13 protein-coding genes are annotated in these 18,126 nt (G+C 30.0%); all 13 read left to right on the forward strand.

Features of this window, described 5'->3' with window-relative positions:
• The first annotated feature begins 68 nt into the window (after positions 1-68).
• The 13 genes from uvrB (at position 69) to hisC (ending at position 18,121) form a co-directional block, all read left to right on the forward strand.
• Positions 69-2,048 carry an excinuclease ABC subunit UvrB gene (gene uvrB / locus OW730_RS11205; protein ID WP_271229107.1) on the forward strand — a complete coding sequence of 660 codons (1,980 nt, stop codon included), beginning with the start codon at positions 69-71 and terminating at the stop codon, positions 2,046-2,048.
• A 42-nt stretch (positions 2,049-2,090) separates the two neighbouring features.
• Positions 2,091-4,910, forward strand: a complete 2,820-nt coding sequence (gene uvrA, locus OW730_RS11210; protein WP_271229108.1) for an excinuclease ABC subunit UvrA — start codon at positions 2,091-2,093, stop codon at positions 4,908-4,910.
• A 58-nt stretch (positions 4,911-4,968) separates the two neighbouring features.
• Entirely contained in the window at positions 4,969-5,403 is a 435-nt protein-coding gene (locus OW730_RS11215; protein WP_271229109.1) for an FHA domain-containing protein, read from the forward strand.
• 11 nt (positions 5,404-5,414) lie between these two features.
• Positions 5,415-6,653, forward strand: coding sequence for an FtsW/RodA/SpoVE family cell cycle protein (locus tag OW730_RS11220; RefSeq protein WP_271229110.1), 1,239 nt, complete (start codon positions 5,415-5,417; stop codon positions 6,651-6,653).
• Positions 6,650-8,065 carry a peptidoglycan D,D-transpeptidase FtsI family protein gene (locus tag OW730_RS11225; protein ID WP_271229111.1) on the forward strand — a complete coding sequence of 472 codons (1,416 nt, stop codon included), beginning with the start codon at positions 6,650-6,652 and terminating at the stop codon, positions 8,063-8,065. Before OW730_RS11220 ends, OW730_RS11225 begins: the two co-directional genes overlap by 4 nt.
• A gap of 325 nt (positions 8,066-8,390) precedes the next feature.
• Positions 8,391-8,909: a sigma-70 family RNA polymerase sigma factor gene (locus tag OW730_RS11230; protein WP_271229112.1), complete on the forward strand. Its 519-nt coding sequence runs from the start codon at positions 8,391-8,393 to the stop codon at positions 8,907-8,909.
• Positions 8,899-10,386 carry a DUF4179 domain-containing protein gene (locus OW730_RS11235; RefSeq protein ID WP_271229113.1) on the forward strand — a complete coding sequence of 496 codons (1,488 nt, stop codon included), beginning with the start codon at positions 8,899-8,901 and terminating at the stop codon, positions 10,384-10,386. The genes OW730_RS11230 and OW730_RS11235 overlap by 11 nt, the downstream gene beginning before the upstream one ends.
• A gap of 221 nt (positions 10,387-10,607) precedes the next feature.
• Positions 10,608-11,207, forward strand: a complete 600-nt coding sequence (locus OW730_RS11240; RefSeq protein ID WP_271229114.1) for a metal-dependent hydrolase — start codon at positions 10,608-10,610, stop codon at positions 11,205-11,207.
• A 353-nt stretch (positions 11,208-11,560) separates the two neighbouring features.
• The gene (gene uvrC / locus OW730_RS11245; RefSeq protein ID WP_271229115.1) at positions 11,561-13,426 is read left to right on the forward strand and encodes an excinuclease ABC subunit UvrC; all 1,866 of its coding nucleotides are present in this window, start codon (positions 11,561-11,563) and stop codon (positions 13,424-13,426) included.
• Positions 13,427-13,435: 9 nt separating this feature from the next.
• Positions 13,436-14,497 carry a BMP family lipoprotein gene (locus OW730_RS11250; RefSeq protein ID WP_271229116.1) on the forward strand — a complete coding sequence of 354 codons (1,062 nt, stop codon included), beginning with the start codon at positions 13,436-13,438 and terminating at the stop codon, positions 14,495-14,497.
• Between the two features lie 268 nt (positions 14,498-14,765).
• Positions 14,766-15,851: a BMP family lipoprotein gene (locus tag OW730_RS11255; RefSeq protein ID WP_271229117.1), complete on the forward strand. Its 1,086-nt coding sequence runs from the start codon at positions 14,766-14,768 to the stop codon at positions 15,849-15,851.
• A gap of 144 nt (positions 15,852-15,995) precedes the next feature.
• Entirely contained in the window at positions 15,996-16,910 is a 915-nt protein-coding gene (gene murB, locus OW730_RS11260; protein WP_271229118.1) for a UDP-N-acetylmuramate dehydrogenase, read from the forward strand.
• Between the two features lie 122 nt (positions 16,911-17,032).
• Positions 17,033-18,121: a histidinol-phosphate transaminase gene (gene hisC, locus OW730_RS11265; protein WP_271229119.1), complete on the forward strand. Its 1,089-nt coding sequence runs from the start codon at positions 17,033-17,035 to the stop codon at positions 18,119-18,121.
• The last annotated feature ends 5 nt before the right edge of the window (positions 18,122-18,126 follow it).

Here is an 18,126-nt window from a genome sequence, read left to right on the forward strand (position 1 = left end):
AGTTCTTGACATTATTTGAAATGAATACTAAAATAATATATAACGAACATATGTTTACGGAGGAGCTTATGAATGAATTTAAAATAGTTTCAGAATATAAACCCAAAGGAGATCAACCAAGAGCTATTGATAAACTGGTAGAAGGCGTAAACAACAATAAAAAATTTCAAACTTTATTAGGAGTAACAGGGTCTGGAAAGACATTTACAATGGCTAATGTTATTGAGAGAGTGCAAAAGCCAACTCTAGTTTTAGCACATAATAAAACCTTAGCTGCACAACTTTGTTCAGAATTTAAAGAGTTCTTCCCGGATAGTTGTGTAGAATATTTTGTGTCATACTATGACTATTATCAACCAGAAGCATATATTCCTCAAACTGATACATTTATTGAAAAAGATGCATCTGTAAATGATGAAATAGATAAATTGCGTCATTCAGCTACTTCGGCTTTATTTGAAAGACGAGATGTTATTGTGGTAGCTTCTGTTTCTTGTATATATGGATTAGGTAATCCGGAGGAATACAAGAAGCTTTCTGTTTCCTTAAGAGAGGGTATGATAAAGGAAAGAAATGAAGTTATTAGACAACTTGTAGACATTCAATATGAAAGAAATGATATTAACTTTGTAAGAGGAACGTTTAGAGTTAGAGGGGACGTGCTAGATATATTTCCTGCTTCTTCATCAAGTAACGGAATAAGGGTTGAGTTTTTTGGAGATGAGATAGAAAGAATAAGGGAGTTTGATGCTCTAACTGGAGATGCCGTAGGTCGCATGAAGCATACAGTTATATTTCCTGCTTCTCACTTTGCAACTTCCAGAGAGAAAATTGAAGATGCTATTATTCAAATTGAAGGTGAATTAAAAGATAGACTTATGGAACTTGAGGGAGACGGATTTCTTTTAGAAGCTCAGAGACTTAAGCAGAGAACAAGATTTGATATTGAGATGATAAGAGAGATGGGATACTGCAGTGGAATAGAGAATTATTCCAGAATATTTGATGGAAGAGAACCAGGAACTGCACCTCATACTCTATTAGATTTCTTTCCAGACGATTTTCTTTTGTTTATTGATGAGAGTCATGTAACATTACCGCAAGTTAGAGCAATGTATGGTGGAGATAGATCTCGTAAAGAAAATTTAATTCAATATGGATTCAGACTACCTTGTGCATTTGATAATAGACCTCTTAAATTTAATGAATTTGAACAAAAACTTAATCAAACAATTTTTGTTAGCGCTACACCAGGAGAATATGAAAATAATCATACAGAGATTATAGCTGAACAGATTATTAGACCAACTGGATTGCTAGATCCAGTTATTGAGGTTGTTGAAACAAAAGGACAAATTGATCATCTTTATGGTGCTATAAGAGAAACTATTGATAAAGGTTTTAGAGTTCTAATTACTACTTTGACAAAAAAAATGTCTGAGGATTTGACAAAGTATCTAAAGGATATGGGAGTAAAAACAAATTATCTACATTCTGATATTAAAACAATTGAACGAATGAAGATAATTAAAGAACTTAGAACAGGTAAGTACGATGTTCTTGTAGGAATTAATCTTTTAAGAGAAGGGTTAGATATACCTGAAGTTGCTTTAGTAGCAATATTAGATGCTGATAAACAAGGGTTTTTAAGATCTGAAACATCATTGGTACAGACAATAGGAAGAGCGGCTAGAAATTCAGAGAGTACGGTTATAATGTATGCAGATACCATAAGTAATGCTATGAATGCAGCTATTAAAGAAACTGAAAGAAGAAGAGAGATACAGATGAAATACAATGAGGAGCATAATATTACTCCTAGAACTGTAATGAAAGATATTAGAGATGTTATTGAAGCAACTGTTGCTGAAGAAGTTGACGAGTATTCAGTATCTCAAAAAGATTCAATATTTACAATGGAAGAAATACTATTAAATATAAAAACACTTGAGAAAGAAATGATGGAAGCTGCTCAAAATTTAGAATTTGAGAAAGCGGCTGAATTAAGAGATAAAATAGAAGAAATGAAGAGTAAAATTGAAGAATAAAAATTGAGCTAAAAAGTTTGATTAACTGAAAAGGAGAAAAAAATGAAACATAAGATTGTTGTTAAAGGTGCAAAAGTTCATAATCTAAAAAGTGTTGATTTAGAGATGCCAAGAGACAAATTCATAGTTTTCACGGGGCTTTCAGGTTCAGGTAAGTCATCATTAGCATTTGATACCATATATGCAGAAGGGCAAAGGCGTTATGTAGAGTCTTTATCATCATATGCTAGACAATTCTTGGGACAAATGGATAAACCAGATGTAGAATATATTGAGGGGCTATCTCCAGCAATTTCTATAGATCAGAAAACAACAAGTAGAAATCCAAGATCAACAGTAGGAACTGTAACAGAGATATACGATTATTTAAGATTGTTATATGCAAAAATTGGAGTTCCACATTGTCCAAAGTGTGGAAAAATTATTTCAAAGCAAAGTGTTGATACAATGGTTGATAGAGTTATGGAATTGGAAGAAGGAAGTAAGATTCAAATTCTATCTCCTGTAGTAAGAGGAAGAAAAGGGCAGCATATAAAAGTACTTGAAAACATCAAGAAAAATGGTTATGTAAGAGCCAGAATAGATGGAGAAATATTTGATTTAGAAGAAGACGAAATAAAGTTAGATAAAAATAAAAAACATAATATTGAAGTTGTTATAGACAGATTAAAGGTTAGAGAAGGTATAGAAAGCAGGTTAAGTGAAGCTCTTGAAATGGGATTATCTCATGCGGATGGATTGGTAATAGTTAATATAATTGGAAAAGAGGATATTTTATTTAGTGAAAACTTCTCATGTGCTGATTGTGGAATAAGTATTGGAGAATTGGCACCAAGAATGTTTTCATTTAACTCGCCATTTGGTAAATGTGACAAATGTGATGGATTAGGAACTTTAATGGAAATAGATCCAGATCTTATAATACCTGATAAAAGCAAAAGTATTATGGAGGGAGCTATAGCTGCTTTTGGAGAAAATAGCTTAAAAGAAGATTCTTGGAGATTATCAGTATTGAAAGCATTAGCAGGAGTGTATGGATTTTCATTAGAAGAGCCTATAGCTAATGTGAGTGATGAGGCATATAATGCCCTTTTATATGGGTGTGATGAAAGGTTAACTGTTGAGTTTACCAAGGATTTTCAAACAGGAACTTATAGACACAAGTATGAGGGAATAATTAATAATTTGAAAAGAAGATATTATGAAACCTCTTCAGATTATATTAAAAGAAGTATAGAAGAATTTATGAATGATAATCCTTGCCCAAAATGTAAAGGTGCAAGACTTAATGATAATGTTCTTGCTGTAACAGTAGGTGGGAAAAATATTAATGAATATTGTGAAATGTCTATAGGAGATGAACTTGAGTTTATTGAAAAATTAGAGTTAAGTGAGAAGGATAAAATAATTGCAGACCAAATAGTTAAAGAGATAAAAAATAGATTGAACTTCTTAAAAAATGTTGGTCTTCAATATCTAAACTTAACTAGAGCAGCAGGAACACTTTCAGGTGGAGAGGCTCAAAGGATCAGATTGGCAACACAAATTGGTTCTAGTTTAGTTGGTGTATTATATATACTTGATGAACCAAGTATTGGACTTCATCAACGTGATAATGATAAATTAATCATGACTTTGAAGCATTTGAGAGATATTGGGAATACACTTATAGTTGTGGAACATGATGAAGATACAATTAGAGAAGCTGATTTTCTAGTTGATATTGGACCAAGAGCTGGGGAACATGGTGGAGAAATTATTGCTGCAGGAACAGTAGAAGAAGTTAAGAAATGTGAGCAATCTATTACGGGTAAATATCTTAGAGGAGAAAGGTGTATCCATATTCCAGAGCAGAGAAGAGAAGTGAATGGAAATAAGATTTCAGTTGTTGGAGCAAAACAAAATAACCTTAAAAATATTAATGTTGATTTTCCTTTAGGCGTGTTTAACTGTGTTACTGGTGTTTCAGGATCAGGGAAAAGTACTCTGGTGAATGAAATACTATATAAAGGGCTAACTAAGAAAATTTCAAAAAGTAAAAAAGTTCCTGGTAAACATAAAGAAATATTAGGTCATGAGAATATTGATAAGATTATAAATATAAACCAGAGTCCTATAGGAAGGACACCAAGATCAAATCCTGCTACATATACTGGTGTATTTGATTTGATACGAGAAGTGTTTTCTTCTACAACTGAAGCTAGAATGAAAGGTTATAAACCTGGAAGATTTAGTTTTAATGTTAAAGGCGGAAGATGTGAAGCATGTAAAGGTGATGGAATAATAAAAATAGAAATGCAATTTTTATCTGATGTTTATGTACCTTGTGAGGTATGTAAAGGAAAAAGATATAATAGAGAAACATTAGAAGTTAAATATAAAGGTAAAAGTATTAACGATGTTTTAGAAATGACTGTTGAAGAAGCTCTCAAATTCTTTGAGAATCATCCTAGAATAGTGAAAAAGATTCAAACACTAAATGATGTGGGACTTGGATATATTAGATTAGGTCAACCATCAACTCAATTATCAGGAGGAGAAGCCCAAAGAATTAAACTTGCCACCGAATTATCAAAAAGAAGTACGGGAAAAACCTTGTATATTCTTGATGAGCCGACAACTGGTCTTCACATAGATGATGTTAATAGATTAATAAGTATCTTGCAAAGATTAGTTGATGGTGGAAATACTATAATTGTTATAGAACATAATCTTGATGTAATTAAGAGTTGTGATAATATTATTGATGTTGGACCAGAAGGTGGAGAAGGTGGAGGAACTATACTTTGCACTGGAACACCTGAGGAAGTAGCTAAGGTGAAAAATTCTTATACAGGACAATATTTGAAAAAAATGTTATAATTAAATTAAAATGGGTTAGTATAATAATACTAACCTTATTATTATATGGAGAATTATTATGTTATTGAGTAAATTGAGTTTGATTTTTAAATTATTAATTATTGTCTTTATATATGGAATTATTTATTATGCCTTAAAAGTTATGTACAAGGACATTAACAAAAATGAGAAAAAAACTAGCCAACAAGTTAAAACAATAGGACTTGAAGTACTAGATCCAGGTAATAATACTAACTTAAAGCATGGGTCATTAATACCTGTTGTTCAAAAGTTGTCTATTGGTCGAGATAAAAAGAATATGGTTCAGCTTGAAGAAAAGTTTGTATCAGGAAAACATGCTGTTATTAAGCTTGTGGGAGATGGATACTATATTGAAGATTTGAACAGTACAAATGGTACAATTTTAAACAATGAGAAAATAACTGAGAAGGTGTGGTTGAGTTCAGGTGATCTGATTAAAGTGGGCACTTCTGTTTTTAGAGTTATTGTATAGAGGAGATAGGGATGTTAAAGAATTCATCATATGATACTAAATTAAATTTATGTATATTTGGATTTATTGCAGCTTGTTTTTTTAATCTTACTGTTATAAACAATCATTTTGATTTTCTGCCTATAATTATTGGAGTAGTTGTATTTGGTGGATTTTTTTGTGGTAATTTGATTCTTAAAAAAATATATCCAATGGGAGATAAGTTTATATTTATTTTATCAAGTGCATTATCTATGATTGGTATAGTAATGCTTTACAGATTAAAAGTATCAGAGGCGAAGAAGCAAGTTGTTTGGATGATGGTTGGAATTGGGGTATTTATTTTTATCCAATTTATAATTAAGAGATTTAAATACTTATTAAAATATAAGTATTTTTTTATGATTTTGACATTAATGTTTATGAGTATGGCAATGTTGTTTGGTACAAGAATAGGAGGAGCTAACAACTGGATTGTTATTGGCGGGTTTACTTTTCAACCTTCAGAAATGGGGAAGGTGTTTTTAGTATTATATCTAGCAAGTGCTTTAAACGATTATGGTAACGTTAAAAAATATAAGTTCATCAAAGGGAGTATAGCTTCATTAATAGAACCAGCATTGATAGTAATGATATCATTAGGTTTTATGGTATTGCAGAGAGAGTTAGGATCCGCACTGATAATATTTATTATTGCAGTAGTAATGTTATATCTTGGAACCGAAAAAGGAAAATATGTTTTGGTATCTTTTATTCTTTTTACAATGGGAGCCGGATTGAGTTATAAGCTTTTTTATCATGTTAGAAGAAGAGTGTTAATTTGGAGAGACCCTTGGAAATACGCTTATAATGAGTCTTATCAGGTAATTCAAGGATTAATTTCAATATGTTCTGGAGGATTTTTTGGAACAGGATTAGGACTTGGTAATCCCAATGTTATTCCAGAGATAACTACGGATTATATTTTTGCAGCAATTTGCGAAGAAATGGGGATTTTAGTAGGAATAGCAATTTTAATAATATATTTTATTATTTTTTATAGAGCAATGAGAATTGCATTAATGCTTAATGATAAGTTTTCTATGTTAGCAATATCTGGATTAAGTGTTATGATAGCAGCTCAAACCTTAGTTATAATCGGTGGAATTATGGGAGTTATACCACTTACAGGAATAACTCTGCCATTAATAAGCTATGGAGGAAGTTCCATGCTTACAGTTTATTTTTCTTTAGGTATTATACAAAAGATCTCTGAGGAGGGGAATTTATGAAAAGAAAAAGCATGAAAAATGTTTTGGTAGTTTTTTTAGTGCTTTTTATTTTAATAATAAGTTACATAGGTTTTTATTATATATTTAATGGTAGAAATGTAGTCATGAGCGTGTATAATAACAGGCTGTGGAGTAAAAGACGAGAAGTTGTAAGAGGGAATATTCTAGATAGAGATGGTAATTATTTAACTGAAAGCAAGGTTGAAGGCGGCACAAATAAATTAAAATATAATGGTGGAAAAGCTTTTGCTCACGTACTTGGGTATATGGATCCTGTTTATGGATTGACTGGACTTCAGAATACATATGATCTTGAGCTTATGGGAGAGAGAAGAGGTGGAATATTTACTACATTTTCTAAAAAAGAAAATTTAAATAAAGGGTATGATTTAAAAACAACACTTAATGAAAAGCTTCAACGTAGAGCATATAGTCTAATGGGTAAAAGTAGAGGCGCAGTAATAATGATGAATCCTAAAAGTGGAGAAATATATACAATGGTTTCAGCTCCATCATATGATCCAAATTATCTACAGGAGAATTGGAAGATAATTTCAACTGACAAAAATAGCCCATTGATAAATAGAGCTGTTTCAGGAATGTATCCTCCTGCCTCAACATTTAAAATTATTACAGCTATAGCTGCGCTAGAGCATATAGAAGGTGTGGAAGATTATAAGATTCAAGACACTGGTGTCTTAAAATATAATGGAATTGATGTATTAACTAATTATGAAAGTAAACCTCATGGAGATATTGATATTGAAGAAGCCTTTAAAGTTTCTAGTAATGTTTATTTTGGTGATTTGGGGCTCAAATTAGGAAATAAAAAGTTGAAAAATACTGCTGAAAGATTTTATTTTAATAAGAATACTTCCTGTGATGGAATTATAATTGATAATAGCAGATTTCCAGATGTGGGTTATCAAGAAATTGGTACCTTGGCGCAAAGTGCAATCGGACAGAATAGTGTTCTTGCGACACCTATGGAAATATTGATTACAGCTAATGTAATAGCTAACAATGGAATATTTATGAAGCCATTTCTTGTACAAGAAGTTCTTGAGAACGATAAAATAGTTAAGAAACTTAATCCAGTTAAAGTAGAAAGAATTATATCAACAAAGAATGCTAAATTAGTAAAGGAATATATGAAGAAAACTGTAGATGAAGGTACAGGTAAAGCCGCTAAAATTTTTGGATTAAATGTATACGGGAAAACTGGAACCGCAGAGCATGAAAATACACCTCAACGCCCACCTCATTCATGGTTTGTAGGATTTGCAGGTAATGAAGAACCTTCAATTTCTTTTGTGGTATTAATTGAAGAAGGTGGAGTTGGAGGAGGAAGAGCAGCTACAATTGCTAGAGAGTTGGTTGAATATGCTGATAAGCTAGGACTTGTAAAATAATTGAGAATTGTGAATTGAGAATGGAGAATGATGGATGTTTCTGCTTTTGGCAGAAACTACATTGTATTGTTCTATAGGAGAAAGGGTATTTACTCATTTTATCTTTAGATAAAATATTGTATTTTATATACAATATTTTATGGGGGTAAAAGAGTGAACCCCTTTTTTGTTTGAAATTTGTAATAACACAGAATTTATTAAAGTATAAAGATTATTTAATTATTTTTATATTTTATGGAACGTTTTGATAAATTATCAAGTCTAAGAGATGAGAAACAAAATAAATGTTATATGAGTATACTCAAAATGAAAGGGGAAAACAAAAATGAATAAGGAGGAGCTAATTTCAAAAGCGATAAATGGCGATGAAGAGTCTTTTGCTATAATAATGGATAAATTAAAAGGAAAGGCATATAGTATGGCTTATGGCTATGTAAGAAACAGAGAGGATGCCCTTGATATTGTTAGCGAGGCAGTGTGCAGAGCCTTTGTAGGAGTAAAAAAGATTAAGAAAGCTGAATTTTTTGAAACATGGTTCATACGAATAGTAATTAATACTTCAAATGATTTCATAAGAAAACAAAAGGTACAAGCGCTTCTGAAAAATTGTTTAAGCATAAATAAATCAGAGACACACAGAGAAGATTTATTAGATTTAAGACAAGAAATCATGAAAATTGATAAAAAATCTAGAAACATCTTGATACTTAGATATTATCATGATATGACTGTTAAGGAAATTTCAAAGATTCTAGGATACCCTGAAGGTACCATTAAAAGTAATCTGAACAGAAGTAAAAAGAAACTACAGATAGCATTGGAGGGGAATATATATGATAGATAAAGAACTGAATTTAGCTGTTAATAAAGGATTGAAAATGGGTAAAAAGAGAAAAAGAAATAAGAGAACAATGAAGCTAGGAGTAGCATTTTTAATGATTATTACTTTTATTGGTGCTGGAATGAATCCTGCCCTTGCAGAATATATAAAAAAGATACCTTTGATAAATAATCTATATGCAGAAACTGAAAGTATAAATGAAGCAAAAAAGCATGGTATGGTTCAGTATGTGAATAAATCAATTGAGGATAATGGAATTAAGGTTACGATAGATTCTATACAACTTTATGGAGATAGATGGTCTATAGAATATACAATAGAAGATATGATGGGGGATAAAAAATTTACTGAAAGAGAAGTTGCTTTTAATAAAGAAATGATATATGCAGAATGGGATACAGACAGTGGAGTAGGGGGTCAAGGTATAGGTTCAAATGGAAACTTGAATAGAGATTTTGGAGGGTTTTATAATCAAGATATAATAAGTTCTGAAAACAATAAAATTAAAAGAAAGTTTGATTTAAAAAGTAATGATTATATAAATGAAAATAATGAAATCCCAAATAAACTTAGGTTTGAGTTTAATGGTATTGAGTGTTTAAATAAATACGGAAAATTCATTAAATATGATGGGGATTGGACTATTGAAATTGATGTGGATAAAGAAAAATTTGATATTCAACCAGTTATTTTAGTTAAAGACAAGATGGTAGACATAAATGGTTTAAAATTTAGTGTAAAAATATTAGAGGCTTACCCAACATACACAAAATTAGTTTTAGATGAAAAAAAGTTGGATGGATTAAATAAGTTTAAGTTAGATGATCTAAAGGGAGTGAAGCTGCTTTCGGAAAATAAAGAGTATGATCTTATAAAAACTGAGTATAAAGATCAAGTAGTACTTGATAATGGAACTATGACAAGAGCAAAGAAGATTTCACTTTATTTCAAAAGTATTTACTTTGATGAATTTAATGAGCTGAAACTTGTTGGTGATGGTGGAATACTATCTTCAAGAACTAGTAGGTTTATTGAGTATGATGTTAATGCAAATGAATTAAACTGTAAAGGGCTTAACTATTCCTTAGAGAGTGAAGCAGATAAGACGGTTAAATTGCATGAAAATGAGTCCCATAAAGAAGTGTATAATATAGCATTATCAAGCGATATAGGGTATATCCCAAAGTTTTTTGACAGAAGATTTTTGGACTATAATTATACTATGATTGATTTTATAATTGATGAGAATGGAAATGTTTATGATTGGGTCTATAAGGATACTGAAGTTAGAGAAAAGTTATACTATAATATTGAATTAGAGTGGAGTAAAGAAAAGGGAAGTATAACGGAAAATTATCAGCTTAATAAAGAGCTTAGAACTTACGAAGAGAATGACTTTGTTAAACCAAATAAAATATATATTTATATGAATAATGCAATTGTAGATAAATTAGATAGATTTGACGTTAAGGTTTATTAAAAGTTAAATATTTCAAGTAATATATAGAATAGAATTAGTTTGGGAAGCTAGGTGTCTAGCTTCTTTTTCTATGTGTAATTATGTATAATTTATTAAAATTACGAACGTATGTATGAAAAATATCTTTAAAATGATATAATGATAGGTATAAAAGTCATATTATAAGGTATTTTTAATATGATGAACTTAAGAAAAATAATACTTATATAGAGGGATTAGTTATGAGAGGAATAACACATGCAGGTGTAGGGGCTACAGCGTATATTGCTGCTAGTAGTCTTATGCAGAGAAATTTTAGTATATTTGAATTAGCATTTGTAGTAGGAGCTAGTCTTCTGCCAGATATAGATCATCCTAAGAGCAAAGCAAGTAAGTTTGTTCTGCCTGTTAAGAGTAAAGAGGGGAAAAGAGCTTTGTTTATTTGCTTAGGAATAACTGTATTATGGTTTGATTATTTATATTTTGGTGAACATGCACTAAAAGCGCTCGGGGCTTTATTTATAATGATTGGATTCACCTCACATAGAAATGGTATAACACATAGTCTTGTTGGTATGATGTTATTCATGTTTGTAATTCACTATACTGGAACAAAATATGAGTATAAAGACTTAACTCACTTATTTATTCTAGGGTATGGATCACATTTGTTTTGTGATAGCTTCACAAAGGGTGGATTACCACTTTTTTATCCAATTACAAAAAAGAAATTTAAGGGTATAATTACTTATAGAGTGGGTTCAAAAGTTGGCGATTTTATTGAAATGGTAATACTTATATTGTGTGTAGTTTATATAATATACACATTGCCGACTATATAAATGGTGTTGTAATAAGAAACTATTGTGCTTCAGAAAAGAAATGTATAATGGATAATGTAAAATGTATAATGATTGACATTTCTCTCCGAGAAATTTTAATTATACTGTTCCTTAGACAAGGATAGTTTACTCGTTTCATTAGGAATGAAACCTTGTATTTTTAAATTACAATATTTTATCTAAAGATAAAATGAGTAAAGCCTTCTTGTGCTAAAGACCAATAAAATGTAGTTTTGCGGAGCAAAACATCCATCATTATACATTATCAATTATACATTATACATTTGTTTCAATATTACGATTTTAATGACAAATAATATTTACTAGTTTTGATAAAGAAGGGTGGTAAGACAATGTTTGATTTTGAATATCATTTAAAGAATCTCCCACAGAGTCCAGGGGTTTATTTGATGAAAAATTCTAATGGGGAGATTATATATGTTGGAAAAGCGAAAGTATTAAAAAATAGAGTTAGACAATATTTTCAATCCTCTAAAAATCATCCAGAAAAGGTTAAACAGATGGTTAAGAATATTAAGGAATTTGAATATATAGTGACAGATTCTGAAGTTGAAGCGCTAATACTTGAATGTAATCTCATTAAGAAATATTCACCTAGATATAATGTTTTATTAAAGGATGATAAACATTATCCATTTATTAAGATTACATTACAAGAAGAGTTTCCAAGAGTATTTGTTAGCAGAAATTTCGTTAATGATGGGGGAAAATATTTTGGACCATATCCTGATGGAAAAGCAGTTTATGAGGTTATGGAATTGATAAGGAAAAACTTCCCTGTTAGAACTTGTAGAAAATCTATTTCAGTTGATATGGAAGCAATTAAGGAATGTCTAAATTATCATATAGGAATGTGTACAGCTCCTTGTGCAAAAAGAATAACTAAAGCTGAATATGAAAGAATTATTGAAGATATTCAAGATTTACTTAAGGGAAAAAACAAGAGTATTTTGAAAGATTTAAAAGAAGAGATGATGAAGCTTTCATCAGAGTTGAAATTTGAAGAAGCTGCTAAATGCAGAGATAAAATAAATGCTGTTGATAGAATATGTGAGAAACAAAAAATTATTAATGGAAGTTTTGAAAATGAGGATTTTATAAGCGTTTTCTCTGATGAAAGTGATAGTTGTGTTGAAATATTTTTTATGAGAGATGGCAAAATTGTTGGTAGAGAAAATTTTATTATTGATAATACTATTGAAGACAATAACTCAGAAGTGATTAAAGAATTCATTAAGAGTTTTTATAGTGGTACAGCATATATTCCTCAAAGAATATTTGTTCAAGATATTAGTGAAAAAGATATTCTAGAAGAGTGGCTTAGAATTAAAGCTGAGAGGAAAGTGGAGATCAAAATACCTCAGATTGGAGAGAAAAAGAAAGTTCTTCAGATGGTGTATAAAAACGCAAAAGAGACACTTGAAACATATAAAAACAAGACAAAGGTTGATAAAGAATTAAATAAGCTTGCATTGAATGAATTGGCAGATGCGCTTGAACTACAGGATTATCCGGAGAGAATTGAAGCATATGATATTTCAAATATAATGGGGATGGATTCTGTGGGTTGTATGGTGGTTTTTCAGAATGGTAAAGCTAAAAACAGTGATTATAGAAGATTTAAAATAAAGACTGTAGAAGGTGCAGACGATTATAGTAGCATGAGAGAAATTTTAACTAGAAGATTCTCTAGAGGTTTAAATGAAATTAAGAAAATTACTGATAATCAAATTAAAGTGGAAGAGGGCAAATTTAGTGTCTTTCCAGATTTGATTATGATGGATGGAGGAAAAGGACAAGTTAATGTTGCAAAAGAAGTATTAAATGAGCTAGGAATTGATATTCCTGTTTGCGGTATGGTTAAGGATGATAAACATAGAACTCGTGGATTAATATTTGAGAATTATGAAGTTCCTATAAGCAAAAGATCAAATTGTATGAAATTAGTTACTAGAATACAAGATGAAGTTCATAGGTTTGCAATTACGTACCACAAATCATTGAGAACAAAAAGAAGTTTAAATTCTATTTTAGAAGAAATTCCAAACATAGGGGAAAAGCGTAGAAAAGAACTTCTCTTGAAATTTGGAAGTGTTGAAAATATAAAAAAAGCAACAGAAAAAGAATTATTAGAAACCCCTTCTATTAATAAAAAGGCATGTGATGCTATTATTAACTATTTTAAGGGAAATAAATAGGAGAGTAATATGAAAAAAATATTTATATTGTTATTAACCGTTATAGTTTCTTTGACCATGATATCATGTGATAGTAAAGATGGAAAGAAGGAAGATAAAGATAAAAGTAAAAATTATAAAATTGGAGTATTATTAGAAGAAGGAAATATTTATAACGAAAAAATATTGATTTCACTGAACAAAGGAAAAGAGGATTTCAACATTGCTTATGAGGCTGCTATCTGTGCTGAAGAGGGTGAGTATGAAAGCGGTATTGAAAAATTTGCTGAAGAAAATTTTTCACTTATAATAGGAGCATCTCAAGCTAGTAGATGGAGTATAGAAAAAATGGCAATAAAATACCCAAATACAAAATTTCTTATAATTGATAGTGTTATTGATGGTGATAATATTCAATCTATAATTTTTAAGGAAAATGAAGGGGCGTATTTATTAGGAATAATTGCAGGAATGTCATCATCTACAAATGAAATTGCGTTTGTTGGAGGTAAAGATATACACCTTATTAATCAGTTAGAAATTGGATTTGTTTCTGGTGTCAATTCTGTAAATAAGGAAGCAGGCGCTAAACTTATTAATAAGGAGAATGTTGAATATCTAAACAGTTTTATTGATGTGAATAAAGCATATAGAATTACAAAACAATTACTGGATAGTAATTGTGATATAATATATAGTTCTAGTGGGGGAGCATCACTTGGAGTTTATACATGTGTAAATGAAAAAAAAGAAGAAGGCGAAGACATTTTAATTGTTGGAGAAAATATAGAAAATGAAGATTTGAAGACAGAATTTAAAGGATTAAATTTAGCATCAGTAGAAAAGAAAATAGATAATGTTATTTACTCAGCATTAGAAGAAATAGCAAAAAATGAATTTACTACAGGTGTAATTTATGAAATGGGCATAGTGAATGAGGGAATTGATGTTATTAATGGTAAAAATGTTATCATTAATAATGAAATAGTTAATAAACTAAATGAGACTAAGAAGAATGTTATTAATGGAAATATTGTAGTTCCTAACAATTATGAAGAACTACAGAAGCAAAGAACAAAGAAGAAAGAATAAAGAGCAAATTTGGATGATTTGCTCTGCAAATCTCTAAAATTATAAATATAAGGGTCTTTTATATAGTAAAAGACCCTTATATTTTTTTATAGATTAAAGATATTCTGAAGCATGAAGAATATTAACAATATTTATTTTTTCTTCTCTTTTCTTTATTCTTTTTTTTAGGTTCTCTTTTCTTTCTTCTTTGAATTAAAATATTATAAATATTTTATCTCTTTATGTAAATAATATTATTACAATAAAAATATTCAAGGAGGAGAATAGTATGAAATTAAAAAAAATATTTAGTATTTTAATTTCTATTCTGTTATTAATTTCTCTTGTTTCTTGTAAAACAGAAGAAAATAAAGAAGGACCAAAGAATGAGGGAGAGAAGGGTAAAGAGTATTATGTAGGATTAGTTACAGATGAAGGTGGTATAAATGACAAGTCATTTAACCAAAGTGCAAATGAAGGTGCATTACGTGCAAAAGACGAATTTGGAATTCAATATAAAGCTATTGAATCATCAAGTAAAGAAGATTATGAAGAGAACTTAGAAACGCTTGTTGATGATGGTGCTGATTTAGTATTTGGAGTAGGATTCCAAATGGCAGAGTCATTAAAAAATGTTGCACAAAAATATCCAGATAATAAATTTGTAATTATTGATTCATCTGTTGATTTACCTAATGTTCAATCAGTGTCATTTAAAGAGCATGAAGGATCTTTCTTAGTTGGTGTTATAGCTGGTAAAATGACAAAGACTAATAAAATCGGATTTATAGGTGGAAAAGATTTTGAATTAATTAACAGATTTGAAGTTGGATTTGCAGCAGGAGTTATGAGTGTAAATCCTGAAGCAGGAAAATTATTAATGGATAGAAAAACTGTAAAATACGCAGATAGCTTTAGTGATGTTAATAAGGGATATGAATTAGGTAAAGCTCTTATTGATGAGGGATGCGATGTTCTATATCATGCAGCTGGTGGTGTTGGAATAGGAATGTTCACTATAGTAGATGAAACTGTTAAAGCAGGAAAAGAAGCATATGCTATAGGTGTTGATATGGACCAAAGTGAAACATTACCAAAATATAAAGACATAATTATATCAAGTATGATAAAAAGAGTTGATACTGGAACATATACTGCAATAAAAGATTTAGCTAATGAAAAATTTGAAGGTGGAAAAGTAGTAGAATTAGGTTTAGCTGAAGATGGAGTTGGGGTTGCAGATACAACTAAAGATAAAGTTGATAGTGAAATAATGGCTTTAGTTGAAAAATATCGTGGTATGATAGTTGATGGTAATATTAAAGTACCTTCTACACTAGATGAATTAAAAACTTTTGAAGCTCCAGAAATGTAAAAGTTTATAAAAAAGTTTGTAAAACGCAAAATATTTAGGCTTTATGCTTAAATATTTTGCGTTTTTGTTTTTTTTCACTTGATAAAGAAATTGAATATCCATTATACTATATATGTGATAAAAAAAGTAAAATAGAGGTGTGTCGTGGATAATACTTTAAAAATTAAAGAAAAACTAGAAAAATATCTCCAAGATTGTGAATTGATTATAAATGAGCCATTGAAGAATCATACTACTTTTAAAGTAGGGGGAACAGCAGATTTATTCGCTATTCCAAATAATTATGAAGATATTATTGCAATGATAAATTTTTGCAAAAAAAATCAGTTAAAATACTATATACTTGGGAATGGATCAAATGTTCTTGTTAGAGATGGTGGATTTAGAGGTTTAATAATTAAGACATCACAATTGAATGATATTAAAGTTCAAGGGGAATACCTAATAGCTCAATGTGGTGCAGAATTGAAAGATGTTGCAAAAATATGTACAAATAATTCAATGACAGGATTTGAATTTGCAAGTGGTATTCCAGGGAGCATTGGTGGAGCAATAGCTATGAATGCTGGGGCTTATAATGGAGAAATGAAAGATGTAGTTGAAGAGTGTGTTGTAATAGACAACGAGCTTAATATAAAAACATTGAGTAAAGAAGAACTAGAATTATCTTATAGAAATAGTGCTATACAGAAGTATGGGTATATTGCACTTGAAGTAAAAATAAAGTTAGATTATGGTGATAACAAGCTTATTGAAGAAAAAGTTCAGGATTTAACAAATAGAAGAGAAGAAAAACAACCTTTAGAAGCCAATTCAGCAGGAAGTACATTTAAACGTGCTCCAGGGCATTATACAGGAAAACTTATTCAAGATTCTGGTTTAAAGGGTTATTCAATTGGTGGAGCACAAATTTCTAACAAACATGCTGGGTTTGTTATAAATAAGGGAGATGCATCTGCAAATGATATTCTGAACCTTATTGGGCATATTCAAAAAGTGGTTAAGGAAAATTATGATGTAGATTTAGAACCAGAAGTAAGAATAATTGGGGAAGAATAGAGTGAATATTGTTTATAAGGTAAATAATTTATAATTATTTACCTTAAAATATAGTTTAAATTATCAGAATAAATTTAATTTAAACAAAAGTCTAAAAATGACTATTTAATGGAGGGATAAGTATGGCTTTAAAAGTTAGGAAGGAAATTCTAGATCTTGGAGTGTACAAGGCAGGTAAACCTATAAGCGAAGTAAAGAGAGAACTGGGTTTAGATGATGTCATAAAGTTGGCATCAAACGAGAATCCATTTGGGTGTTCTCAAAAAGCTAAAGAGGCTCTTATAGGAATAGTTGAAGAAAGTTACATGTATCCTGATGCAGGAAATTTTCAGTTGAAAACAAATATTGCTGAAGAACTGAATGTAAGACCAGAGCAAGTTTTTTGCAGTACTGGTTCCGATGCACTTATAAAAGTTATTTGCAATACCTTTATTGAAGAGGGCGATGAATCAATAATGGCTGAAATAACTTTCCCAAGATATGAAGCTGCTGTAAAACTTATGGGTGGAAAATGCATTAAAGTTCCTATGAAAAATAATGGGCTTGATATTGAAGAAATGGTAAACAGTATTAATGAAAAGACTAAGATAATATGGTTCTGTAATCCGAATAATCCTACAGGAACTACTTTTAATAAGACAGAATTTAACAAGGTATTAAGTAGAATTCCAGATCATATTTTAATAGTTATGGATGAAGCTTATATAGAGTATGTTACAAGTGATAATTTCCCTGATTCTCTTGAATATATTTCAGATTATCCAAATATGATAACATTAAGAACTTTTTCAAAAGCATATGGACTAGCATCTTTAAGAGTAGGTTATGGTATTGCTAGTGAAGAATTAGTTGGATATTTTAATAGAGTAATTGGACCATTTGATGTTAATTTATATGCTCAAACAGCTGCAGCATTAGCAATAAAGGACAAAGAGTTTTTAAAAATGGTTTATGAAAAGAACAAAGAAGGAAAAGAATATCTATATAGTGAATTTAAAAATATGGGATTAGAATATGCTGTTAGTGATGCTAACTTTGTATTTGTAAATGTTGCAACAGATACAGTTGAGTTATTTGACAAGTTATTAAGAAGAGGAGTAATTATAAGACCTGGGCATCTTTTAGGTACTCCAGAATGGATAAGAGTTTCTATAGGAACAATGGAACAGAATAAGAGATTTATTAAGGAGCTTAAAGACATCCTTAAATAAATTCA

The sequence above is a fragment of the Oceanirhabdus sp. W0125-5 genome (assembly GCF_027938815.1).
Lineage (GTDB): Bacteria > Bacillota > Clostridia > Clostridiales > Clostridiaceae > Oceanirhabdus.